Source organism: Enterobacter sp. 18A13, from assembly GCF_007035975.1.
Taxonomy (GTDB): domain Bacteria; phylum Pseudomonadota; class Gammaproteobacteria; order Enterobacterales; family Enterobacteriaceae; genus Enterobacter; species Enterobacter vonholyi.
The window spans coordinates 4,517,173-4,540,424 of the sequence record NZ_AP019634.1 but is presented as its reverse complement, the minus strand read 5'-3'; the positions used below and the strand labels follow the sequence as shown (position 1 = coordinate 4,540,424).

The 23,252-nt window shown below is 57.0% G+C and carries 21 protein-coding genes; 6 read left to right on the top strand and 15 right to left on the bottom strand.

The features are described from left to right. Positions 1-53 precede the first annotated feature (53 nt). Positions 54-473, top strand: a complete 420-nt coding sequence (locus FOY93_RS21940) for a DUF805 domain-containing protein (protein ID WP_023293600.1) — start codon at positions 54-56, stop codon at positions 471-473. On the opposite strand, the gene fpr is transcribed toward FOY93_RS21940, so the two are convergent. The 4 genes from fpr to FOY93_RS21920 form a co-directional block, all read right to left on the bottom strand. Next, positions 474-1,220 (bottom strand): ferredoxin--NADP(+) reductase, encoded by a 747-nt coding sequence (gene fpr, locus FOY93_RS21935; RefSeq protein ID WP_136196037.1) that lies wholly within the window; start codon positions 1,218-1,220, stop codon positions 474-476. A 96-nt stretch (positions 1,221-1,316) separates the two neighbouring features. Then, positions 1,317-2,327, bottom strand: coding sequence for a class II fructose-bisphosphatase (gene glpX, locus FOY93_RS21930; RefSeq protein ID WP_115876985.1), 1,011 nt, complete (start codon positions 2,325-2,327; stop codon positions 1,317-1,319). A gap of 114 nt (positions 2,328-2,441) precedes the next feature. After that, positions 2,442-3,950 carry a glycerol kinase GlpK gene (glpK, locus tag FOY93_RS21925; protein WP_023309688.1) on the bottom strand — a complete coding sequence of 503 codons (1,509 nt, stop codon included), beginning with the start codon at positions 3,948-3,950 and terminating at the stop codon, positions 2,442-2,444. A gap of 21 nt (positions 3,951-3,971) precedes the next feature. Continuing rightward, the gene (locus FOY93_RS21920) at positions 3,972-4,817 is read right to left on the bottom strand and encodes an MIP/aquaporin family protein (protein WP_014885705.1); all 846 of its coding nucleotides are present in this window, start codon (positions 4,815-4,817) and stop codon (positions 3,972-3,974) included. Between the two features lie 410 nt (positions 4,818-5,227). Between FOY93_RS21920 and zapB the strand changes: the two genes are divergently transcribed. Then, complete coding sequence (zapB, locus tag FOY93_RS21915) at positions 5,228-5,467, top strand: septal ring assembly protein ZapB (protein ID WP_010436935.1); 240 nt, start codon at positions 5,228-5,230, stop codon at positions 5,465-5,467. Positions 5,468-6,050: 583 nt separating this feature from the next. Here zapB and rraA read toward each other — a convergent pair. From rraA to priA, 7 genes are all read right to left on the bottom strand, one after another. After that, positions 6,051-6,536, bottom strand: a complete 486-nt coding sequence (gene rraA / locus FOY93_RS21905) for a ribonuclease E activity regulator RraA (protein WP_023309687.1) — start codon at positions 6,534-6,536, stop codon at positions 6,051-6,053. Positions 6,537-6,628: 92 nt separating this feature from the next. Beyond that, positions 6,629-7,549: a 1,4-dihydroxy-2-naphthoate polyprenyltransferase gene (gene menA, locus FOY93_RS21900; protein ID WP_033146936.1), complete on the bottom strand. Its 921-nt coding sequence runs from the start codon at positions 7,547-7,549 to the stop codon at positions 6,629-6,631. Between the two features lie 68 nt (positions 7,550-7,617). Next, positions 7,618-8,952, bottom strand: coding sequence for an ATP-dependent protease ATPase subunit HslU (hslU, locus tag FOY93_RS21895; protein ID WP_143345666.1), 1,335 nt, complete (start codon positions 8,950-8,952; stop codon positions 7,618-7,620). 9 nt (positions 8,953-8,961) lie between these two features. Beyond that, complete coding sequence (gene hslV, locus FOY93_RS21890) at positions 8,962-9,492, bottom strand: ATP-dependent protease subunit HslV (RefSeq protein ID WP_008501802.1); 531 nt, start codon at positions 9,490-9,492, stop codon at positions 8,962-8,964. Positions 9,493-9,586: 94 nt separating this feature from the next. Next, on the bottom strand, positions 9,587-10,564 hold the full coding sequence (ftsN, locus tag FOY93_RS21885) for a cell division protein FtsN (protein ID WP_133295350.1): 978 nt from the start codon (positions 10,562-10,564) through the stop codon (positions 9,587-9,589). Positions 10,565-10,657: 93 nt separating this feature from the next. Further along, positions 10,658-11,683 carry a DNA-binding transcriptional regulator CytR gene (cytR, locus tag FOY93_RS21880; RefSeq protein ID WP_133295349.1) on the bottom strand — a complete coding sequence of 342 codons (1,026 nt, stop codon included), beginning with the start codon at positions 11,681-11,683 and terminating at the stop codon, positions 10,658-10,660. 119 nt (positions 11,684-11,802) lie between these two features. Then, the gene (gene priA / locus FOY93_RS21875; protein ID WP_136196036.1) at positions 11,803-13,998 is read right to left on the bottom strand and encodes a primosomal protein N'; all 2,196 of its coding nucleotides are present in this window, start codon (positions 13,996-13,998) and stop codon (positions 11,803-11,805) included. 200 nt (positions 13,999-14,198) lie between these two features. On the opposite strand from priA, the gene rpmE reads away from it, so the two are divergent. Beyond that, positions 14,199-14,411, top strand: a complete 213-nt coding sequence (gene rpmE / locus FOY93_RS21870) for a 50S ribosomal protein L31 (RefSeq protein ID WP_003862040.1) — start codon at positions 14,199-14,201, stop codon at positions 14,409-14,411. A 48-nt stretch (positions 14,412-14,459) separates the two neighbouring features. Here the strand turns inward: rpmE and metJ are convergent, their stop codons facing one another. Then, a complete protein-coding gene (gene metJ, locus FOY93_RS21865) occupies positions 14,460-14,777 on the bottom strand; it encodes a met regulon transcriptional regulator MetJ (RefSeq protein ID WP_015966498.1) in 318 nt (105 codons plus the stop codon). A 276-nt stretch (positions 14,778-15,053) separates the two neighbouring features. On the opposite strand from metJ, the gene metB reads away from it, so the two are divergent. Both metB and FOY93_RS21850 read left to right on the top strand, forming a co-directional pair. Continuing rightward, complete coding sequence (metB, locus tag FOY93_RS21855; RefSeq protein WP_045909121.1) at positions 15,054-16,214, top strand: cystathionine gamma-synthase; 1,161 nt, start codon at positions 15,054-15,056, stop codon at positions 16,212-16,214. Positions 16,215-16,216: 2 nt separating this feature from the next. Next, positions 16,217-18,649, top strand: a complete 2,433-nt coding sequence (locus tag FOY93_RS21850) for a bifunctional aspartate kinase/homoserine dehydrogenase II (protein ID WP_115876989.1) — start codon at positions 16,217-16,219, stop codon at positions 18,647-18,649. 55 nt (positions 18,650-18,704) lie between these two features. Here the strand turns inward: FOY93_RS21850 and argH are convergent, their stop codons facing one another. The 3 genes from argH to argC all read right to left on the bottom strand — a co-directional run bounded on the left by argH (position 18,705) and on the right by argC (position 21,943). Beyond that, a complete protein-coding gene (gene argH / locus FOY93_RS21845) occupies positions 18,705-20,078 on the bottom strand; it encodes an argininosuccinate lyase (RefSeq protein WP_039264229.1) in 1,374 nt (457 codons plus the stop codon). 77 nt (positions 20,079-20,155) lie between these two features. Beyond that, positions 20,156-20,932, bottom strand: coding sequence for an acetylglutamate kinase (gene argB, locus FOY93_RS21840; RefSeq protein ID WP_090420882.1), 777 nt, complete (start codon positions 20,930-20,932; stop codon positions 20,156-20,158). A gap of 6 nt (positions 20,933-20,938) precedes the next feature. Then, positions 20,939-21,943: an N-acetyl-gamma-glutamyl-phosphate reductase gene (argC, locus tag FOY93_RS21835; RefSeq protein ID WP_111963965.1), complete on the bottom strand. Its 1,005-nt coding sequence runs from the start codon at positions 21,941-21,943 to the stop codon at positions 20,939-20,941. An 88-nt stretch (positions 21,944-22,031) separates the two neighbouring features. Here argC and argE point away from each other — a divergent pair, with 88 nt between their 5' ends. After that, entirely contained in the window at positions 22,032-23,183 is a 1,152-nt protein-coding gene (argE, locus tag FOY93_RS21830) for an acetylornithine deacetylase (protein WP_136196033.1), read from the top strand. The last annotated feature ends 69 nt before the right edge of the window (positions 23,184-23,252 follow it).

The following is a 23,252-nucleotide window of genomic DNA, read 5'->3' as shown; positions in this document are numbered from 1 at the left end:
AAGGTCACAACTCCAGGGTAAAATGCGCGCTATACGATAATAAGGAACCTTACATGACCATACAGCAGTGGTTGTTTTCATTCAAAGGGCGTATTGGACGCCGTGATTTCTGGATCTGGATGGTGACGTGGGTTGTCGCCATGCTGCTTCTGTTTTTCGTTGCTTACAACGCATGGCTGAGCACGCAAACGGCGGCCTTCGCGCTGGTCTGCCTGCTATGGCCAACGGCGGCTGTTGTTGTTAAACGCCTGCACGATCGCGGTCGTTCCGGCGCGTGGGCATTTCTGATTATTCTGGCGTGGATGCTGGTGGCGGGGAACTGGGCGATGCTTCCGTCCATCCTGCCGTGGGTTGTGGGCAGGCTGCTGCCTTCGGTCATCTTCGTGATGATGATTGTCGATCTGGGTGCGTTTATCGGCACCCAGAGCGAAAACAAATACGGTAAAGATACCGTTGAGGTGAAATACCGCTGATCACCAGTAGTGTTCAGCGGTCATATGGCCCGGCCGGCGGCGAAGATGTTTCGTCATCTGCCGGGTATCCTTCAGAAGCTGCTGCGTGTCCCGTACCATCTGCGGGTTGCCACACAGCATGACGTGGCTGGTTTCAGCGTTCAGCGGCAAACCCACCGCCTCTTCCAGGGCTCCACTCTCAATTAACGCCGGCACGCGACCGGTAAGCGTTCCTGCTACGGTTTCGCGGCTGACCACCGTCTGAATCTTTAACTTTCCGCCGTACCGCTGCTCCAGCGCCTGCATCTGTGGCAGGTAGCTCAGGTCCGCGGCGTAGCGCGCAGCGTGCACCAGCACGATGTTTTTAAAGCGCTCCAGATCTTTGCCGTACTGCAAAATAGAGAGATAAGGGCCGATGGCCGTACCGGTTGCCAGCATCCAGAGCGTGTCACAATTCGGGATCTCTTCGAGCACAAAGAAGCCTGCCGCTTCACTCACAATTTGCACGTCGTCGCCGGGCTTAAGGGCGGCAAGGCGCGGGCTGAGCTTACCGTCAGGAACGGTGACCAGATAGAATTCGAGATCCGGGTTATCAGGCGCGTTAACGTAAGAGTAGGCGCGCTGCACGCGCTCGCCGTCGACATCCAGTCCCAGCTTTGCAAATTGCCCGGCTTTAAACGGGTGAACGGGAGCATGTACGGTGAGACTAAATAGCGCATCGGTCCAGAACTGTACCTTTGTGACTTTACCTGTTACCCAGTCCGCCATGATCTTCTCCTGTGCTGTTTCTCTGTTCTATCTTCCGTACTTGTGGTGACAATTTCCAGCCCGTCAGGGCCGGAAAGCTCTATCGATCAAACGGTTTTACAGAATGTGCGTCTGTACGTCCGGGTCTTTGCGGTCGAGATAGTGGATAGACTGGATACGACGAATGGTGCGTGATTTACCGCGGATCAGCAGCGTTTCGGTGGTCGCCATATTGCCCTTGCGGGTGATGCCGTCCAGCAGATCGCCTTTGGTGATGCCGGTCGCCGAGAAGACCACGTTATCGCTACGGGCCATCTCGTCCAGCGCGAGCACTTTATTAGCCTCGATGCCCATCGCTTCGCAGCGCGCCAGCTCGTTTTCACCGATACGGCGATTCTCTTCGCTGTCGCCTTTCACCTCGTGGCGGGGCAGCAGACGGGCCTGCATATCGCCATCCAGCGCGCGGATCACTGCCGCAGAGACCACACCTTCCGGCGCGCCGCCGATGCCGTACAGCACGTCTACTTCGCTGTCCGGCATGCAGGTCAGGATCGAGGCGGCAACGTCACCGTCCGGAATGGCAAACACGCGCACGCCGAGCTTTTGCATCTGCGCGATGGTGGCGTCGTGGCGCGGTTTCGCCAGAATCGTCACGGTGAGTTCGCTAAGAGGTTTGCCCAGGGCTTTGGCGACGTTGTGCAGGTTCTCTTCCAGCGGCAGGCTAAGGTCGATTGCGCCTTTCGCGCCAGGGCCGACAATCAGCTTTTCCATGTACATATCCGGCGCGTTAAGGAAGCATCCCTTATCGCCCACGGCCAGCACCGCCAGGGCGTTGGCCTGACCCATTGCGGTCATGCGGGTACCTTCGATCGGGTCGACGGCAATATCCACGGCATCGCCTTTGCCGGTACCGACTTTTTCACCAATATAGAGCATTGGCGCTTCGTCGATCTCGCCTTCGCCGATCACGATGGTGCCGTCGATGTTGACCTGGTTAAGTACAATGCGCATGGCATGGACGGCTGCACCGTCTGCGGTATTTTTATCGCCACGACCCAGCCACTTATAGCCTGCAAGGGCGGCCGCTTCGGTGACGCGGGAAAACTCGATAGCAAGTTCACGTTTCATGAGGTACTCGTGCAATCAAAAGGAATTGCACGAAGTTTATCACAGAGTGGGGAGGGGTGTTTTAAGTCCCCTCTCCCCTTTGGGGAGAGGGTTAGGGTGAGGAGGAAGTATGTCTTACTCCTCGTGTTCTTCCCACGCCAGGGCGCGTTTCACCGCTTTCTTCCAGCCGCTGTAGCGGAAGTTACGCTCGGTGGTTTCGATGCCCGGGCGGAACTCGCGTTCGATAACCGCTTTTTCCTGCAGCTCGTCCAGGTTCTGCCAGAAGCCTACCGCCAGACCAGCAAGGTACGCCGCACCCAGCGCCGTCACTTCACGCACTTCAGGGCGCTCAACGCGGGTGCCCAGAATGTCGGACTGGAACTGCATCAGGAAGTTATTCGCTACCGCACCGCCGTCCACGCGCAGGGCGTGCAGACGAATGCCGGAGTCCGCCTGCATCGCTTCCAGCACGTCTCGGGTCTGGTAGGCGATGGATTCCAGAGTAGCGCGAATAATGTGGTTAGAGTTCACGCCACGCGTCAGTCCGAAAATCGCGCCGCGTGCATACGGATCCCAGTAGGGTGCGCCCAGACCGGTGAATGCAGGCACCACGTACACGCCGTTGGTGTCTTTCACTTTGGTGGCGAAGTACTCGGAGTCGAATGCATCGCTGATCAGCTTCATCTCGTCACGCAGCCACTGGATAGACGCACCGGCCATGAACACAGCACCTTCCAGGGCATAGTTCACTTCGCCGCGCGGGCCGCAGGCGATGGTGGTCAGCAGACCGTTTTCTGATTTCACCGCTTTCTCACCGGTATTCATCAGCATAAAGCAGCCGGTGCCGTAGGTATTCTTCGCCATCCCTTCTTTGACGCACAGCTGGCCGAACAGCGCCGCCTGCTGGTCACCGGCGATACCGGCAATAGGAATACGGGTGCCACCTTTACCGCCGATATTGGTCTGGCCGTAAACCTCAGAAGACTTGCGCACTTCAGGCAGCATCGCGCGTGGGATATCCAGCGCGTCCAGCATCTTGTCATCCCACTCCAGGGTGTTGATGTTGAACAGCATGGTACGCGAGGCGTTGGTGTAATCGGTGACGTGGACGCGTCCCTGGGTCATCTTCCAGATAAGCCAGGTGTCAACGGTACCGAACAGCAGCTCGCCGCGTTTAGCACGCTCGCGTGAACCTTCCACGTGGTCGAGGATCCATTTCACTTTGGTGCCGGAGAAGTACGGGTCAACCACCAGGCCGGTGGCGCTGCGCACGTACTCTTCCATACCGTCGCGCTTCAGCTGTTCGCAGATTTCAGAGGTACGGCGGCACTGCCAGACGATGGCGTTGTAAATCGGCTTACCGGTTTCGCGTTCCCAGACGATCGTTGTTTCACGCTGGTTGGTGATACCAATCGCGGCAATCTCGTCGGAACTGATATCGGCTTTCGCCAGCACTTCGACCAGCGTGGAGCTTTGTGACGCCCAAATCTCCATCGGGTCGTGTTCTACCCAGCCTGGGCGAGGATAAATTTGCTCAAATTCGCGCTGTGACACGCTGACGATGTTCGCGTCATGATCCATTACGACAGCGCGGGAGCTGGTAGTGCCCTGGTCGAGCGCAACGATATATTTTTTTTCGGTCATGGTATGTGTCCCGTAGTCAGATTACAGCGAAGCTTTTTGTTGTGCGGTAGAAGTCGTTTCCTTCTCCTCTTCCACACAGGTGTCGCACGGTAAGTGGCGACCAATTAATTTGCGGTAGCTAAACGCACCCAGCGCAGCCCCGACAACCGGCGCAAACAGCGGTACCAGGAAGTAAGGAATGTCTTTGCCACCTGTGAAGGCGACGTCGCCCCAGCCTGCGATAAAGGCGAACGCTTTTGGTCCGATATCACGTGCCGGGTTCATCGCGAAGCCGGTCAGCGGGCCCATGGATGCGCCAATTACCGCAATCAGCAAACCAATCAGCAGGGGTGCCAGCGGGCCGCGCGGAATGCCGTTTCCGTCGTCGGTCAGCGCCAGAATAACGCCCATCAGAATAGCGGTAATCACCATTTCAACTGCGAACGCCTGCACAAAATTGATGTGCGGGTTAGGGTAGGTTGAGAAGATGCCTGCCAGATCCAGACTTTCGACGCTGCCGCGTACCATATGATGCGTCTGTTCGAAGTCGATGAAAAGATTGTAATAAAGCCCGTAAACTAACGCCGCTGCGCAAAATGCGCCGGCAAATTGAGAAAGAATGAAAGGAACAACTTTGCGTCCGTCAAAGCACGCGAACAGCCACAGTGCGATTGTCACCGCCGGGTTAAGATGTGCACCAGAAACCCCTGCGGTCAGGTAGATGGCCATCGCCACGCCCAGACCCCAGATGATACTGATTTCCCACTGACCAAAACTGGCACCCGCCACTTTCAGTGCAGCGACACAGCCCACTCCGAAGAATATCAACAACCCGGTACCAAGGAACTCGGCAATGCACTGGCCTTTTAAGGTTGATGTCTGACTCATAATCGGAATCCTGAAGAAATTGATGTTTATTGTTAGCATGACCGCCCGTGACAGCCACGATGCCCTGTAGACATAGTGTTAATTTATCGTTAACGAGCAAAAACGAGAAATATCGAAATCGAAATGTGTGGTCTGCGTCAATAAAATGAGCGTTTTCGCGCCATAAAGCACATCTTTGCAGCAGTACAGGATCAGTGCCGGAATGTGAGCTGAATCATTTCATTAACGAATCAGCTAACAATTTAGGGGTATATGACGCGAACACACCAGGACCAGACCTAAAAGTGTTGCAAACCGCGATCTGCGCGGTGTGTCGCTGGACACAGAGCGCCGCGCTCCATACAATCGACGGTATATGTCGTGCGCGTTTATGTTAAAGCGTCGCCTTGCAATTCAGGAGAGGTAGCATCATGTCTTTAGAAGTGTTTGAGAAACTGGAATCGAAAGTACAGCAGGCGATTGACACCATCACCCTGCTGCAGATGGAAATTGAAGAGCTGAAAGAGAAGAACAACAGCCTGGCGCAGGAAGTTCAGAACGCGCAGCACGGCCGCGAAGAACTGGAGCGCGAAAACAACCAGCTGCGCGAACAGCAGAATGGCTGGCAGGATCGCCTGCAGGCGCTGCTGGGACGTATGGAAGAAGTCTGATTCCCACTGGGATGAACTGCACAGGCCGGGTAAGGCGAAGCCGCTACCCGGCTTTTTTATGGTTCTCGCTAACTGACATCCAACCATAAAAAAGGCCGCCAGAGGCGGCCTTAACGCTACTTGTCCTGCGCTGTCATAGCAAAAGTAACGAACACATTCGGTTCATCACTCTTTACAACGAGTACGCTGGCGACAATGAACGCGATACATAAATAGCGTTTCATTATGCGGTCCCTGCAGCTAACCGCTCCACCGTTCACCACCGGTGATAAGTCGGCGGACACAAGCCCGGTTAAAGGTTGCTTTACGGTTGTTAATACACCTTTTCCTGGACCGATGCCCATGTGCGAGATGGCGGAAAGGGACGATGCATCATAATGAGCAACAGTAGCGTAGTTAAGGTTTTCAAAGGAAATTAGGAATTTATAAAGGGTCGATGGGGTTACCTGAGATTTGAACCAGGGTAAGATAAAAATCCTGGTTAAAGGTTGCAAAACTCCCCAACGGACCGCGAATCCCGAGGGACAAAAAAACCGCCACATTGCTGTTGGCGGTTTTTTTATGGTTCACGCTGACGGTTTAATTACTCGATATCCAGCGGATCTTCGGAAAGGATAATGCCGGTATTATCGGCGTAGAGATGATCCCCGGAGAAGAAGGTCACGCCCCCGAAATTGACGCGCACGTCGCTTTCGCCGATGCCGTCACCCGCCGCCCCTACCGGTATGGCCGCGATGGCCTGAATCCCGATATCCAGGTCTTCCAGATCGTCCACCTGGCGCACGGAACCGTACACCACAAGGCCTTCCCACTCGTTCTGGACGGCAATGCCGGCCAGTTCAGCATCAATTAATGCCCGGCGCACGGAACCGCCGCCGTCGACCACAAGAACGCGGCCGCGGCCGTTCTGTTCGAGCAGATCGTACAGCAACCCGTTGTCCTCGAAACATTTCACCGTGACGATTTGACCGCCAAATGATGACCGCCCACCAAAGTTGGAGAACAGCGGTTCAACGACGTTGACATCTTCCTGGTAGATGTCACAAAGCTCGGAGGTATCGTATTTCATAGGTTTAACGCTCAGTTGCTGCGAATGTGTTCAGTATATCGTGCGAAATGCGTTGTTGGCAAAATCATCAATTGTTAATTGATATTTGTCAGCTAACGCAGCGTCTGGCTTAACACAATCCCGATGACGAACAACAGGTTAGTCAGCAGCGCACCTTTTACCGTGCGCTCCAGCATCGGCGGCATGGCGGACGGGCTGAGTTCACGCATCACAAAGCGGGCCTGCTTAATCAGCAGCGGCGCGGCAAGCACAAACAGCCAGCCCCACAGGCTTTGCAAGGAAATCAGGTTAAACAGCGCCAGGCAAACCAGCGCGCCAATGAGCAGACAGGCGTGATAGCGGCGGGCATTAACCGGCCCCAGACGAACCGCCAGGGTATTTTTGCCGTTCTCGCGATCGCTGTCGATGTCGCGCAGGTTGTTGATGTTGAGCACAGCTGTCGCCAGCAGACCGCAAGCGGTCGCAGGCAGGAACAGGGCAGGGATCACCGTATGCGCCTGCAGGTACCAGCTTCCCATCACGCTCAGCCAGCCGAAGAACACCAGTACGGAGATATCCCCGAGTCCAATATAACCGTAAGGACGCGTGCCGACGGTGTAGGTGATGGCCGCGATAATAGCCAGTAAACCCAGCACCAGGAAGCCAATAAAATCGCTGGTGGTCTTAGACGCCACCGTCACCAGCGCCAGGCCGGATACGCAGATCAGCACCACGGTGATAATCAGCGCGCGTTTCATCTGCGCCTGGGTAATCACCCCTTTCTGCATTCCGCGCAGTGGCCCTATGCGGTCCGGCTTGTCGCTGCCTTTTACCGCGTCGCCGTAGTCGTTGGCGAGATTGGAGAGAATTTGCAGCAGGCCGGCGGTAATCAGTGCCAGCGCGGCGACCAGCGGATCAAAATAACCCTGCCACCAGGCAAGGGCGGTGCCGACGATAATCGCGGCAAAGGCCAGAGGAAGTGTTTTTGGGCGCAGACTTTCGAGCCACGCCTGCGTACGGCTGATGTCAGTCATAAGTATTTAGCCAATAAAAATGGGGGCATTAGCCCCCATTAAACGTGATGAGAATCCAGTAACCGCGATTATAGGATAAAACGGCTCAGATCTTCATCTGCCACTAACGCATCCAGATGTTTACTCACATATTCTGAGTCAATGGTAACGGTTTGGCCGTTCAGGTCGCTCGCGTCATAAGAGATATCTTCGACCAGGCGTTCCAGCACGGTATGCAGACGACGCGCACCGATGTTTTCGGTGGTTTCGTTCACCTGCCATGCGGCCTGGGCAATACGTTTGATACCGTCTTCGGTGAATTCGAGGTTCACGCCTTCGGTCGCCATCAGCGCTTTGTACTGTACGGTAGCAGAGGCGTTTGGCTCGGTCAGGATACGTTCGAAATCTTCGGTGGTCAGCGCCTGCAGCTCAACGCGGATAGGCAGACGGCCCTGCAGCTCCGGGATCAGATCCGACGGGCTGGCAACCTGGAAGGCACCTGATGCGATAAACAGGATGTGGTCCGTTTTCACCATGCCGTGCTTGGTGGAGACGGTGCAGCCTTCAACCAGCGGCAGCAGATCGCGCTGAACGCCTTCGCGGGACACGTCCGGGCCGGAGCTGTTGCCACCGCGCTTACAAATTTTGTCGATTTCGTCGATAAACACGATACCGTGCTGCTCAACCGCGTCGATAGCGTCCTGCTTCAGCTCTTCCGGGTTCACCAGCTTCGCCGCTTCTTCTTCAATCAGCAGCTTCATCGCGTCTTTAATTTTCAGCTTACGCGCTTTCTGCTTCTGTCCGCCCAGGTTCTGGAACATGGACTGGAGCTGACTGGTCATCTCTTCCATGCCCGGAGGTGCCATGATTTCCACACCCATTGGCGCGGCAGCGAGATCGATCTCAATCTCTTTGTCATCCAGCTGGCCTTCGCGCAGTTTTTTGCGGAACGCCTGACGTGCAGCAGACGGTTCTGCCTGCTGTTCTGCCTGGCCCCAGTTGTTTTTTGCCGGTGGGATCAGCACGTCGAGAATGCGCTCTTCGGCCATCTCTTCCGCGCGATAGCGGTTTTTCTCGATCGCCTGGACGCGCACCATCTTGATCGCCGAGTCGGTCAGATCGCGGATGATGGAGTCCACTTCTTTACCCACGTAGCCCACTTCGGTGAACTTGGTGGCTTCAACTTTGATGAACGGCGCGTTGGCCAGCTTCGCCAGTCGACGGGCGATTTCGGTTTTACCGACCCCGGTCGGGCCGATCATCAGAATATTTTTCGGTGTGACTTCGTGGCGCAGCTCTTCGTCAAGCTGCATACGACGCCAGCGGTTACGCAGAGCGATAGCCACGGAGCGCTTGGCGTTATCCTGGCCGATAATGTGTTTGTTCAGTTCGCTGACAATTTCGCGTGGGGTCATTTCAGACATGGGAGATCCTTACGCTTTGGAGGTCAATTCTTCGATGGTGTGATTGTGGTTGGTATAGATGCAGATATCACCTGCAATATCCAACGCCTTCACCGCGATATCACGCGCGTTCATGTCGGTATTTTCCAACAGCGCGCGGGCTGCAGCCTGGGCATACGGGCCGCCAGAGCCGATGGCAATCAGGTCATTTTCCGGCTGAATCACGTCACCATTACCGGTGATGATAAGCGAAGCGGTTTCATCGGCCACGGCCAGCAGCGCTTCAAGCTTGCGCAGCATGCGGTCGGTACGCCAGTCTTTTGCCAGCTCAACGGCAGCTTTCACCAGATGACCCTGGTGCATTTCCAGTTTGCGTTCAAAAAGTTCAAACAGCGTGAAGGCATCCGCCGTGCCGCCTGCAAAACCGGCGATCACTTTGTCGTTGTAGAGACGGCGTACTTTCTTCACGTTGCCTTTCATGACGGTATTACCCAGCGTGGCCTGGCCATCACCGGCGATTACCACATGGCCGTTACGGCGTACACTTACTATTGTTGTCACGAGCAGACCCCCTGGTTACAGAATCGGGAAACAGAAGCCCTGAGCCTGTGCTCAGGGCTGAATTAAATGATAGATGGGGGGGATTTTGGGGGTTTCAACCCCCGGAGGCGAGTCGAATGCAGTTTGTGTGACCGGCGATTTTCAAACGCGAAATGGTGCCATCGGCATTTTCTTTGCCTTTGACCGGCCCAATCACCACGCGATTCCAGCCGTTATTGGTGGTAATACGCGAATCAAACCCTTCGAAGGCCAGCTGCGCACGCACCGTTTCCGCCTGCTCCGCGCCTTTGAACGAACCGCACTGCACCATCCAGCGGCGTTCGTCTTTTTTCTCAGCCGTCTGCTTCGGCGCTTCGGTCTCTTTGGTCACCGGCGCAGCCTGCTGAGTTTTCGGCTGCTGCGCGGTGGTATGCGCTGGCGTCTGAAGCAGATCCTGATAAGGCTGAGCCGCCTGTTTCTGAGGCTGAGTTTTCGGCTGCTGCTGGACAGGCTGAGACTGCACCGTACGCGTCGGCTGCTGATACGGCTGTTCCGTTACCCGCGGCTGTGCCTTAGGCTGCTGCACCGGCTGGGTTTGTGCCCACTGCTGCTGCTGTTGCGCCTGACGTCGCTGCAGCGTTTGCTGGCGCTGTGCCGGGGTCTGCTCATTCCACGGCACTTCGTTCAGCTGCGTAGGCTGCTGGCGCATATCGGCCTGCATTTGTGCCAGCAGCTGACGCTGTTCATCCGTCAGCTGATTCGCATTCTGCACTTCACCACCCGCAGAAGGTTCAGTTGGCGCACGTACCCCAGGCTGACGGCTTTCCAGCTCTTTGATATAGCGCCAGCGCTCTTCAGGCTTCGGAGGAAGGCCATTTCCGGCCACTTTGCTTGCCTGAAGCGCCTCAGACTCTTCTTTTTTATGGTGCGTGATAAAGTACAGGCCACCAATAAAGGCGACGACTACAGCCGCAGCAATAGCGACCATTGCTGGCGAGACAGCAGGCAGGTTACGTTGCTTTTTCCTTGAGCTACTCTTTTTGCGTCGCGAAGGTGCCGGCTGGCCGCGACGTACATAATCTCGTTGTGCCACTATCGTTTCGCTGTATTTATTCGTTCGTCAGTCCGCCATGTTACTTAAGCGGCGGGGCTTTGACCAGATAAGGGTATCCGAAAGACGTTTACTTTAAGTCAATGCCTGGGTAGTGCCGCGGACGATCAGTTCACAGTCCAGCAACCGCGAGCCGCTGCTAACTGTTTGACCGTGAAGCTGATCCAGCAGAAGAAGCATCGCTTCGCGGCCGATTTTGTAGCGCGGCTGAGCGACCGTTGAGAGCGGCGGATCGCAAAATTCCGAAAGCGAAATATTATCGAAACCGATGATCGATAAATCTTTCGGTATGCGAAGACCGCGGCGTTTGGCATACGATAATGCGCCCAGCGCCATCACGTCGCTGTGACAAAATACGGCGGTTGGTGGCTCAGGCAGGTCCAGAAGTTTCTCCAGCGCCTGTCCACCTGCAGCGAAGGTAAAATCACCGCGCGCAATGTAGTGCGGATCGACGGTAACGCCGGTACGGCGCAGCGCCTGAACGTAGCCCTGCAGACGGTAGTGACACAGCGGCATCTCTTCCGGTCCGGCGATGCAGCCAATACGCTTATGCCCCAGCTCCTGGAGATAATTTACGGCGTTGAACGCGGCGGTGAGGTTATCGATATGGACCGTCGGCAGCTCCAGCTCTGGCGCAAACTCGTTGGCCATGACCATCGGCGGTAAATTACGCTGCTCTTCAATGCTGGCATCAAACGGCAGACGAGAGCCAAGCAAAAGCATGCCGTCGATCTGCTTGGTGATAATGAGGTCGATGAAGGTTTTTTCCTGCTGATTCTGATGAGCACAGTCACCAATCAGCACCAGGTAACCTTGTTCCGCCGCGGTGACTTCAATACCGCGGATAATCTCGCTGAAAAAGGGGTCACAGATGTCCGGCACAATAACCAGAATGGTGCGCGACTCGTTGCGTTTAACGTTACGCCCCATCGCCTGTGGGAAATAGCCCACTTCCAGCGCAGCCTGCTCCACCCGGTTACGGGTCGCCTGGGAGACTTTATCCGGGTTCATTAATGCGCGGGATACCGTTGCCGTAGAGACTTGTGCTTTCTGGGCAACGTCTTTCATGGTCGCCGGTGCAACCTCTTTCCTGGACTTCAACGTCTTCTCCTCGCCTGAACACCGAACTTCTGACATCACCATTTTTACAGATTGTTAATGGAATCGGTTACAGAATTTTCATAAAAAATGTGAGGAGAGTTAAATTTTTCGATCCAGCTTCAGCCTTCGATGGGGTCGACGTCCAGCACCCACTTCACTTTTCGCGCTTCGGGCAAGGTATTAATCAGCACCAGCGCGCCGCTGACGATATGCTGAAGACGAACACGCGAAGGGTGCTGGAGCAAAATCTGCCATCGGAAACGGCCGCCGCGTTTTGGCGCGAGGGCGGGCACCGGGCCCAAAATCCACAGCTGATTATCCACCAGCGGGCTGGCCTGCAGAAGGTTTCTCAGCTGCTGCAGGAAAAGTGGCGCCTGCTGGTTGTTATGATCTTCCGCGCGGATGATGACGTGACTGGTCCACGGCGGTAGCTGCATAGTCTGGCGCTCGGCCAGCGCCTGCTCGGCAAAGGCGTCATAGCCTTTGTGCAGCAAGGTTTGCAGCAGCGGGTGCTCCGGGTGGTGCGTTTGCAACACCACTTCGCCCTGTTTACCGGCGCGTCCTGCACGTCCGGCTACCTGGGTATAAAGCTGGGCGAAGCGCTCGGCTGAACGAAAATCTGCCGAGAACAGCGCGCCGTCCACGTCCAGCAGGGCGACCAGCGTCACGTCCGGAAAATGGTGACCTTTAGCCAGCATCTGGGTACCAATCAGGATGCGCGCGCCACCGCGATGCACTTCCGCCAGCTGCTGTTCGAGCGCGCCTTTGCGGCTGGTGGTGTCCCGGTCGATACGCGAAATCGGCACGTCCGGGAAGAAGGGACCAAGCGCCTGTTCAAGCTGTTCCGTTCCCAGACCGACCGGCACAATATGCGTTGAACCACATGACGGACACTGGCGCGGCACCGGACGCTGGCTGTCGCAGTGGTGGCAGCGCAAATGCCGCTGGGCCTGATGGAAGGTATAGTAGTGGTCGCAGCGCGGGCATTCGGCAATCCAGCCGCAGTCGTGGCACAGCAGGGCAGGGGCGAATCCGCGGCGGTTCAGAAACAAAATGACCTGATTCCCCGCCTGCAAATGCTGGCGCATGCGGGTAATCAGCGCGGGCGCTAGCCCCGCCTGAACCTGCTGACCTTTCAGATCCAGCACGTGCTGAATGGCCGGACGGGCATTACCCGCCCGACGCGTCAGGCGCAGCATGTGGTATTTACGCTGGCGCACGTTGTGCAGCGTTTCGAGCGCCGGCGTGGCGGAACCCAGAATAATGGGAATTTGCTCGCTGTGCGCGCGATAGACCGCCAGATCGCGGGCATGATAGCGCCAGCCTTCCTGCTGTTTATAGGAGCTGTCGTGCTCTTCGTCGATCACGATAACGCCAAGATTTTTAAACGGCGTAAACAGCGATGAACGGGTGCCGATCACAATCGCCGCTTCGCCGTTCTTCGCTTTCAGCCAGGCGCTGAGGCGTTCGCTGTCGTTCAGGCCGGAGTGCAGCACCTCAACCGGCGCGTTAAAGCGTTCGCGAAATCGGGCGATGGTTTGCGGCGTCAGGCCAATTTCCGGCACCATCACCAGCGCCTGTTTCCCCTGAGCGAGCACGTTTTCCAGCACGCTCAGGTAGACTTCGGTCTTGCCGGAACCGGTGACCCCCGCCAGCAGCCAGGCAGAGAAACGATCGGAGGCGCTATGAATCGCGCCTACCGCGGTGGCCTGTTCGGTATTCAGACGCAGGCGATCCCCTGAAACGGAGAAACTCTCCCGCCAGTCGTTCAGAGCAGGCGCTTCGCTGGCCAGTTCGCTTAGCCCTTTCTTTCTTAATGCCTGTAGCGCCGTTTCGCTGACCTCAAGCTCGTCGACCTGATGCCGCCAGATTTTCCCCTGACGCAGCGCCGCCAGCGCCTGCTGCTGCTTCTGCGAGCGCTTCAGATTGTTGATGTCGACGGCCTGGCCTTCCTCCGTGGCAAACCAGTACCACATTGGCGCATGGCTGGCGCTCTTGCCCTGACGCAGCATAATTGGCAGAGCGTGGAACAGGACGTCGCCGATCGGGTGATGATAATAATCCGCCGCCCACAGCAGCAGTCGCCATATGCTGGTGGAGTAAACCGGCTCGCTGTCCAGCACCTCAACGACTGATTTCAGCTCATTAAGCGGTAGCTCGCTTTTATCGCTGACGGAGACGACGATCCCCACGCGCTGCTGTTTGCCAAACGGCACGGTCACGCGGCAGCCCGCTTTGGCGCTCATGCTGTCGGGCAGCAGATAGTCAAAGGTGCGGGGAAGCGGAACGGGCAGGGCAACGTGAGCGACGGGCATCGAATCTTCCTGACTTGAAAAGTGGCGCGTTAGTATACACATTAGTAAAAGCGGCGTGCGGATCAGTTTGCATACGTTGGTCAAATTCTGTATGATTCGCCGCCTTTGGTGTACTTTACGCCAAAGAACTTACAATCAACATCGCGTGGTGTCTGGCGTTAGGGCTGGAAGAGCGACGCGGCCTTAACTGAGGTTCTCCCATGAAAAAAGATATTCACCCGAAATACGAAATGATTACTGCAAACTGTTCTTGCGGTAACTCTATCCAGATCCGCTCTACCGTGGGTCACGATCTGAACCTGGACGTGTGCGGCAAATGCCACCCGTTCTACACTGGTAAGCAGCGTGACGTTGCAACCGGTGGCCGTGTTGACCGCTTCAACAAGCGTTTCAGCATCCCGGGCGCTAAATAAGTTTCCCGAAAAAAAGGCACCGCAAGGTGCCTTTTTTGTATCCGCTTCTCAGTATTCCCACGTCTCCGGGTCAATACCCAGTTCACGCATGATCACCTTCGCCTCTTCCGGGATTTCATCACTACGCTCTTTGCGCAGATCTTCATCGTTCGGCAACGGTTGACCGGTAAACGCATGCAGAAACGCTTCGCACAGCAGTTCGCTGTTGGTCGCGTGGCGCAGGTTGTTCACCTGACGACGCGTACGTTCATCGGTGAGGATCTTCAACACCTTCAGAGGAATGGAAACCGTAATTTTCTTTACTTGCTCACTCTTCTTACCGTGCTCAGCGTATGGGCTGATATATTCGCCGCTCCATTCAGCCATGAGATACCTTTAATCCTCTCAGTCATTTATCTAAAGGTGCAAAACCTGTAACCACCCGTTTTGAACCGCAATCTTGTCTAGTTTACCGTAGAGACGATACCGTGGCACGGATATTGCCGCTGCAGCGTGCACTAAAGCATATAATTTTAACGGCTATTTGCGCATTGCTCAATCTATACGCAAAGAAGTTTAGATGTCCAGATGTATTGACGTCCATACTTTCAATGTTTACTCTGGTGCCTGACTTTTCACCTCATTCGCCAGGAAGCCCTCACCATGACGCGTAAACAGGCCACTATTGCAGTGCGTAGCGGATTAAATGATGACGAGCAGTACGGCTGCGTTGTCCCGCCGATTCATCTTTCCAGTACCTACAACTTCACCGGATTTAATGAACCCCGCGCGCATGACTACTCGCGTCGTGGCAACCCTACGCGTGACGTGACCCAGCGCGCGCTTGCGGAACTGGAAGGGGGCGCAGGGGCAGTATTAACCAATACCGGGATGTCCGCCATTCACCTGGTGACCACCGTGTTCCTGAAACCGGGCGATCTGCTGGTTGCCCCACACGATTGCTACGGCGGCAGCTATCGCCTGTTTGATAGCCTGGCAAAACGCGGCTGCTATCGCGTGCTGTTTGTCGATCAAAACGACGAACAGGCGCTGAAACAGGCTCTGGCAGAGAAACCAAAGCTGGTTCTGGTGGAAAGTCCAAGCAATCCATTGTTGCGCGTTGTCGATATTGCGAAAATTTGTCAGCTCGCAAGGGATGCGGGAGCGATAAGTGTAGTGGATAATACGTTCCTCAGTCCGGCCCTTCAGAACCCACTCGCACTGGGTGCCGATCTGGTATTGCATTCATGCACTAAATATCTGAACGGCCATTCTGACGTAGTGGCAGGCGTGGTAATTGCCAAAGATCCGGATGTTGTCACCGAACTGGCATGGTGGGCCAATAACATTGGCGTCACCGCGGGCGCCTTCGACAGCTATCTGCTGTTGCGCGGCATCCGCACGCTTTCGCCGCGCATGGACGTGGCGCAGCGCAATGCCCAGGCGATTGTCGATTTCCTGAAAACCCAGCCGCTGGTGAAAAAGCTTTATCACCCGTCGCTGCCGGAAAATCAGGGGCACGAGATTGCCGCGCGCCAGCAGAAAGGGTTTGGCGCGATGTTAAGTTTTGAACTGGACGGTGACGAGCAAACGCTGCGTCGCTTCCTGAGCGGGCTGTCATTGTTTACGCTGGCGGAATCCTTAGGTGGGGTTGAAAGCTTGATCTCCCACGCCGCAACCATGACGCACGCAGGTATGGCACCGGAAGCACGTGCCGCCGCCGGGATTTCTGAGACGCTGCTGCGTATCTCAACCGGCATTGAAGATTCTGAAGATTTAATTGCCGATCTGGAAAATGGCTTCCGGATCGCAGCCAAGGGGTAATCATGAGTGTGATAGCGCAGGCAGGGGCGAAGGGTCGTCAGCTGCACAAGTTTGGTGGTAGTAGTCTTGCTGATGTGAAATGTTACCTGCGCGTTGCAGGGATCATGACGGAATATTCACAGCCGGGTGACATGATGGTTGTCTCGGCAGCGGGCAGCACCACCAACCAGTTGATTAGCTGGCTGAAACTGAGCCAGACCGATCGCCTTTCTGCGCATCAGGTGCAACAGTCCTTACGTCGTTACCAGAGCGAGCTGATTGCCGGCCTGCTGCCTGCGGACGTGGCGGACGGGCTGATCGGTGCCTTCACCCATGACCTTGAGCGTCTGGCTGCCCTGCTGGACAGCGGTATTACCGATGCGGTGTATGCCGAAGTGGTGGGCCACGGTGAAGTGTGGTCCGCACGCCTGATGGCCGCCGTGCTGCAACACCTGGGCGTGGAAGCGGCCTGGCTCGACGCGCGTGATTTCCTGCGCGCCGAACGCGCCGCGCAGCCGCAGGTGGATGAAGGGTTGTCCTACCCGCTGCTGCAACAGCTGCTGGTGCAGCACCCGGGCAAACGTATTGTCGTCACCGGCTTTATCAGCCGCAGCAACGCGGGCGAAACCGTGCTGCTGGGCCGTAACGGATCGGACTACTCGGCAACGCAGATTGGTGCCCTGGCGGGCGTGTCCCGCGTCACCATCTGGAGCGACGTGGCCGGTGTTTACAGCGCGGACCCGCGTAAAGTTAAGGATGCCTGCCTGCTGCCGCTGCTGCGCCTGGATGAAGCCAGTGAACTGGCGCGTCTGGCTGCGCCGGTACTGCACGCGCGCACGCTGCAGCCGGTTTCCGGCAGCGATATCGACCTCCAGCTGCGCTGCAGTTACACCCCGGATCAAGGCTCCACGCGCATTGAGCGCGTGCTGGCGTCCGGTACCGGGGCTCGTATTGTCACCAGCCATGACGACATCTGCCTGATTGAGTTCCAGGTGCCTGCGGGGCAGGACTTCAAGCTGGCGCATAAAGAGATCGACACGATCCTGAAACGTGCTCAGGTGCGTCCGCTGGCCGTGGGTGTTCACAATGACCGCCAGCTGCTGCAGTTCTGCTATACCGCAGAAGTGGCGGACAGCGCGCTGAAAATTCTGGATGAAGCAGGCCTGCCGGGCGAACTTCGCCTGCGTCAGGGGCTGGCGCTGGTGGCGATGGTGGGCGCGGGCGTCACCCGTAACCCGCTGCACTGCCACCGCTTCTGGCAGCAGCTGAAAGGGCAGCCGGTGGAGTTCACCTGGCAGTCGGAAGAGGGCATCAGCCTGGTTGCCGTTCTGCGCAAAGGGCCAACCGAAAGCCTGATTCAGGGTCTGCATACCTCCCTGTTCCGCGCGGAAAAACGCATCGGCCTGGTGCTGTTCGGGAAAGGTAATATCGGTTCCCGCTGGCTTGAGCTGTTTGCCCGCGAACAGGTGACGCTCTCGGCGCGTACCGGGTTTGAATTTATTCTTGCGGGCGTGGTAGACAGTCGCCGCAGCCTGCTGAACTACGAAGGGCTGGACGCCAGCCGCGCGCTTGCCTTCTTTAACGATGAAGCGGTTGAGCAGGATGAAGAGTCGCTGTTCCTGTGGATGCGCGCGCACCCGTATGACGATCTGGTGGTGCTGGACGTTACCGCCAGCGAACAGCTTGCCGATCAGTACCTTGATTTCGCCAGCCACGGTTTCCACGTCATCAGCGCCAACAAGCTGGCGGGGGCGAGCAGCACCGATAAATACCGTCAGATCCACGACGCGTTTGAAAAAACTGGCCGTCACTGGCTGTATAACGCCACCGTGGGCGCGGGCCTGCCGGTTAACCACACCGTGCGTGACCTGATTGAAAGCGGCGACAGCATTCTGGCGCTGAGCGGTATCTTCTCCGGCACGCTCTCCTGGCTGTTCCTGCAGTTTGACGGCACCGTACCGTTCACCGACCTGGTGGATCAGGCGTGGCAGCAGGGCTTAACGGAACCCGATCCGCGCGTTGACCTTTCCGGTAAAGACGTGATGCGTAAGCTGGTAATCCTGGCGCGTGAAGCTGGTTACGACATCGAACCGGATTCCGTACGCGTCGAATCACTGGTGCCTGCCGGCTGTGAAGAAGGTTCTGTGGACCATTTCTTTGAAAATGGTGAAGAGCTTAACGAGCAGATGGTTCAGCGTCTGGAAGCGGCGAACGAGATGGGGCTGGTACTGCGCTATGTGGCGCGTTTTGAGGCTAACGGAAAAGCGCGAGTCGGCGTCGAGGCGGTGCGTCCTGAGCATCCGCTGGCGGCGCTGCTGCCGTGCGATAACGTCTTCGCCATCGAAAGCCGCTGGTATCGCGATAACCCGCTGGTAATCCGCGGTCCTGGCGCCGGGCGCGATGTCACCGCAGGAGCCATTCAGTCCGACATCAACCGTCTGGCTAAGCTGCTGTAACTCGTCACCCTGGCCCTCTCCCCGCATAGGGGGAGAGGGCACCAGTCAGGACAGATTAAACCAAACGGTTTTTCGCATCCGCTATCGCCTGCGCCACCTGCTTAGGCGACACGCCGCCTTTCGCGGCACGTTTATCCAGGCAAGACTGCAGCGCAAGAATCGGATACACATCATCCCCGATAACCGCGCTGAACTTCTGCAGGTCGGCCAGCGCCAAATCTTCCAGCGGTTTACCCTGACGAATAGCTTCCACTACCGCTTCACCCACGATATGGTGCGCTTCACGGAAAGGTACGCCTTTCGCCACCAGATAATCCGCCAGCTCGGTAGAGTTCGCATAGCCCTGCTGCGCCGCTTCCTGGCAGCGCGGACGTTTCACCTGAATGCCGTCCAGCACCAGCGCGCCCATATGCAGACAGTCCAGCCAGGTGTCGAGCGCGTCGAACAGTCCTTCTTTGTCTTCCTGCATGTCTTTGTTATACGCCAGCGGCAGCCCTTTCAGGGTCATCATCATGCCGGTCAGCGCGCCCTGCACGCGGCCACATTTACCCCTAATTAGCTCAAGCGCGTCCGGGTTTTTCTTCTGCGGCATCAGGGATGAGCCTGAGGTCACGCGGTCGGACAGCTCGACGAAGCCCGCTTCGCCAGAGTTAAAGAAGATCAGGTCTTCGGCAAAACGCGACAGGTGCACCATCCCGATCGAGGCATTGGAAAGTAGCTCCAGCACGTGGTCGCGGTCAGACACGCTGTCCAGGCTGTTACGGGTGGCGGAGGCAAAGCCCAGCCAGCCTGCCAGCTGTTCACGGTCGATTTCGTAAGCGGTACCGGCCAGCGCGCCGCTGCCCAGCGGGCTGACGTCCAGACGTTTAAGGGTGTCCTGCAGACGGCTTTCATCACGCGCCAGCATCTCGACGTAGGCCAGACACCAGTGCGCAAAGGTCACCGGCTGGGCGCGCTGCAGGTGAGTATAACCCGGCATCACCGCGTCCTGGTTGTTCTGCGCGGTCTCCACCAGTGCGCTCTGCAGCTGACGATTAGCCGCCAGCAGTTCGCCAACGGTATCTTTACACCACAGCTTCAGATCGGTGGCGACCTGGTCGTTACGGCTGCGTCCGGTGTGCAGCTTTTTGCCCAGTTGGCCGACTTTGTCGATAAGTTTGCCTTCCACCCAGCTGTGAATATCTTCAGCATCGCTTTCGAGGATCTGCTGCGGGTTAAGACGCACCTCTTCCAGCAGATTGTTCAGCGCTTCTTCCAGCTGTAATTGTTCGTCTGCGGTCAGTACGCCAACCGTCACCAGCGCTTTGGACCAGGCCACAGAGCCGACAATATCCTGTTCGGCCAGGCGGTAGTCGAAGCGCAAAGAGTCGTTGAACTGTTTGAACCGCTGATCCGCTGCCTGTGTAAAACGCCCACCCCAAAGTGCCATAACATGCTTCCTTAATATCTTTGAATTTCATTGCCCGGTGGCGCTGCGCTTACCGGGCCTACAAAACGTTAAATCGATTACGCCAGAATACGCGTGCCAATCGGCGTACCGTTGAACAGCGCAGGCAGTTGTTCAGCGTGACGCCAGGAGGCGATATCCACCGGGCGGCCCAGCGTGCGTGCGGCATCCAGCGCGGCGTTCACTTTGACGATCATGCCGTCGGTAATAATGCCCTGGGCAATCAGCTGCTCGGCTTTCTCAGCCGTCATTTCCGCAATGCGCTGGCCTTTGCCGTCCAGAATGCCGCTCACGTCGGAGAGAAGGATCAGATCCGCGCCCAGCGTTGCCGCGAGCGCGGTTGCTGCCTGGTCAGCGTTGACGTTCATCAGCTCGCCCTCTTCGGTCACGCCGATTGAGCTCACCACCGGCAGGAAACCCCCTTCCAGCAGCGTATTAATCAGCTTAGGCGAACCAGGCTGCGCCAGTCCAACGTGGCCGAGCTCTTCGTCGAGCTGGGTCACTTTTACGCTGTCGCCATCGCCCAGATAGAGGCCAACGGACGCGATGTGGTGTTTCTTCGCCCACGCCAGCAGCGTTTTGTTCGCCGTACCCGCCAGCGCGCCGGTAATGATGTCAATCTGGTCAGCAGGCGTCACGCGCAGGCCGTTTTTCTTTTTCACCGGCAGGTTGAGCCCTTTCATCAGCTCATCCACCACGCAGCCGCCGCCGTGCACAATCACCAGCGGACGTTGATGTGACTCGCGATAGTTCACCAGCGCGGTAAACAGACGCTCCAGCGCTTCTTCGCTATCCAGCAGTACACCACCGAGTTTGATAATTAATGGGTTCATCATCACACCTTAAATAAGAGCCTGCGTTTCCGGGAAACCGAAACGAATATTTGCACACTGCATTGCCTGTGCGGCAGCGCCTTTCAGTAAGTTATCTTCTGCGGCCACCACGATGAGATGCTCACCCTGAACGGCAAAGCCGATATCGCAGAACGGCAGACCGACCACGTTTTTCAGCGCCGGCACGCCTTTGTCGTACAGGCGCACCAGCGGTTTGTCCGCATACGCCTGCGTGAAGGCCTCGTTCACCTGCTCTTTGGTCACGCCCGGTTTCAGGCGGCAGGTGATGGTTTCGAGGATCCCACGCGGGAAGCTGCCCAGGTGCGGGGTGAAAATGACGTCCGCGCCCAGATGCGTCGTGATTTCAGGGTGATGACGGTGATTAAACACGCCATACGGCTGAAGGCTCACTTCGCAGAAGCTGTTGGAGATCGCCGCCTTGCGGCCTGCACCGCTCACGCCGCTGGTGGCGTTAATCACCGGCCACTGGCTCAGATCCAGCAGGCCTGCGTCGATCAGCGGCTTCAGGGAAAGCTGCGCTGCAGTCGGGTAGCAGCCCGGAACGGCAATCAGGTCAGCTTCTTTCAGTTTGTCAGCGCTCCACTCCGCCAGGCCGTACACCGCTTTTTCCAGCAGATCCGGATGCTGATGGGTGAAACCGTAATATTTTTCGTAGAACGCGCCGTCGTTAACGCGGAACGCGCCGGAGAGGTCGAAGACCACGCAGCCAGCCGCCAGGAACTGCGGCGCCAGGTCGTGGCTGACCTCGTGCGCGGTGGCTAAAAACACCACGTCGACGCCGTCGGTAAACTCGCTGATGTCAGACATGGGCTGCAGCGGCAGATCGACCTGGCCCTTAAGCTGCGGATGCAAATCGGAAATTAACTTTCCTGCATCATTGCTTTGCGCTGACACGGTCAAAGCGGTTATGGTCATATGTGGATGGCGATTCACGTAGCTTACAAGCTCTGCGCCCGCATAACCGCTAGCGCCTACAATCAGCGTATTCAACATCGGGTTCCTTTATGCTCAACGTTAATGTATTTTTATTCACATTTATTGCATGAATATTGATACTATCACGACCTAAGGTGTGTCAACAATGAAAATGAACTTACCGCCATTTATCGAGATCTACCGCGCCCTGATTGCCACACCGTCCATCAGCGCAACGGAAGAAGCGCTGGATCAGAGCAATGAGACTTTAATCAATCTGCTGGCGGGTTGGTTTAGCGATCTTGGGTTTAACGTTGAGGTTCAGCCCGTTCCCGGAACCCGCCACAAATTTAACCTGCTCGCCAGCACCGGAACCGGTGCGGGCGGCCTGCTGCTGGCCGGTCATACCGACACCGTGCCGTTTGACGATGGCCGCTGGACGCGCGATCCGTTCACCCTGACCGAGCATGACAACAAGCTCTACGGTTTGGGCACCGCCGACATGAAAGGCTTCTTCGCCTTTATCCTCGACGCGCTGCGTGACGTGGACGTGACGAAGCTGAAAAAACCGCTCTACATTCTGGCGACCGCTGATGAAGAAACCAGCATGGCTGGCGCGCGCTACTTCTCTGAAAACACGTCGATTCGCCCGGATTGCGCGATCATCGGCGAGCCGACGTCGTTGCAACCGATTCGCGCGCACAAAGGCCATATCTCTACGGCCGTGCGCGTGCTCGGCCAGTCCGGCCACTCCAGCGACCCGGCGCGCGGCGTGAACGCCATTGAGCTGATGCATGACGCCATCGGGCGCATCATGGCCCTGCGCGACGATCTGAAAGAGCGCTATCACTATGACGCGTTCACCGTGCCGTATCCGACCCTGAACCTCGGCAGCCTGCACGGCGGCGATGCCTCGAACCGTATATGCGCCTGCTGCGAACTGCATATGGACATCCGCCCGCTGCCGGGTATGACCCTCAGCGATCTCGACGGCCTGCTGAATGAGGCGCTGGCCCCGGTGAGCGAGCGCTGGCCGGGCCGCCTGACGGTCTCCGAACTGCATCCGCCGATCCCGGGTTACGAATGCCCGCCGGACCATCAGCTGGTTGAGGTGGTGGAAAAGCTGCTCGGTGAGAAAACCGACGTGGTGAACTACTGCACCGAAGCGCCGTTTATTCAGACGCTTTGCCCTACGCTGGTCCTTGGCCCCGGCTCCATCAACCAGGCGCACCAGCCGGATGAATATCTGGAAACCCGCTTCATCAAGCCAACCCGCGAACTGATTACTCAGGTTGTGCATCACTTCTGCTGGCATTAAAACCGCACCGTACACCCCATAGGGAGAAGACTGCCTGGTGCGGTCTTTTCCCCTTTACCCAAAGGGCAG

Bases quoted from the DNA above. Each gene is read 5' to 3' on its own strand.
- metB (WP_045909121.1), top strand. From the start codon at position 15,054: ATGACGCGTAAACAGGCCACTATTGCAGTGCGTAGCGGATTAAATGAT.
- argB (WP_090420882.1), bottom strand. From the start codon at position 20,932: ATGATGAACCCATTAATTATCAAACTCGGTGGTGTACTGCTGGATAGC.
- FOY93_RS21850 (WP_115876989.1), top strand. From the start codon at position 16,217: ATGAGTGTGATAGCGCAGGCAGGGGCGAAGGGTCGTCAGCTGCACAAG.
- hslU (WP_143345666.1), bottom strand. From the start codon at position 8,952: ATGTCTGAAATGACCCCACGCGAAATTGTCAGCGAACTGAACAAACAC.
- glpX (WP_115876985.1), bottom strand. From the start codon at position 2,327: ATGAAACGTGAACTTGCTATCGAGTTTTCCCGCGTCACCGAAGCGGCC.
- metJ (WP_015966498.1), bottom strand. From the start codon at position 14,777: ATGGCTGAATGGAGCGGCGAATATATCAGCCCATACGCTGAGCACGGT.
- argC (WP_111963965.1), bottom strand. From the start codon at position 21,943: ATGTTGAATACGCTGATTGTAGGCGCTAGCGGTTATGCGGGCGCAGAG.
- glpK (WP_023309688.1), bottom strand. From the start codon at position 3,950: ATGACCGAAAAAAAATATATCGTTGCGCTCGACCAGGGCACTACCAGC.
- rraA (WP_023309687.1), bottom strand. From the start codon at position 6,536: ATGAAATACGATACCTCCGAGCTTTGTGACATCTACCAGGAAGATGTC.
- priA (WP_136196036.1), bottom strand. From the start codon at position 13,998: ATGCCCGTCGCTCACGTTGCCCTGCCCGTTCCGCTTCCCCGCACCTTT.
- menA (WP_033146936.1), bottom strand. From the start codon at position 7,549: ATGACTGACATCAGCCGTACGCAGGCGTGGCTCGAAAGTCTGCGCCCA.
- FOY93_RS21940 (WP_023293600.1), top strand. From the start codon at position 54: ATGACCATACAGCAGTGGTTGTTTTCATTCAAAGGGCGTATTGGACGC.
- rpmE (WP_003862040.1), top strand. From the start codon at position 14,199: ATGAAAAAAGATATTCACCCGAAATACGAAATGATTACTGCAAACTGT.
- argE (WP_136196033.1), top strand. From the start codon at position 22,032: ATGAAAATGAACTTACCGCCATTTATCGAGATCTACCGCGCCCTGATT.
- zapB (WP_010436935.1), top strand. From the start codon at position 5,228: ATGTCTTTAGAAGTGTTTGAGAAACTGGAATCGAAAGTACAGCAGGCG.
- FOY93_RS21920 (WP_014885705.1), bottom strand. From the start codon at position 4,817: ATGAGTCAGACATCAACCTTAAAAGGCCAGTGCATTGCCGAGTTCCTT.
- fpr (WP_136196037.1), bottom strand. From the start codon at position 1,220: ATGGCGGACTGGGTAACAGGTAAAGTCACAAAGGTACAGTTCTGGACC.
- argH (WP_039264229.1), bottom strand. From the start codon at position 20,078: ATGGCACTTTGGGGTGGGCGTTTTACACAGGCAGCGGATCAGCGGTTC.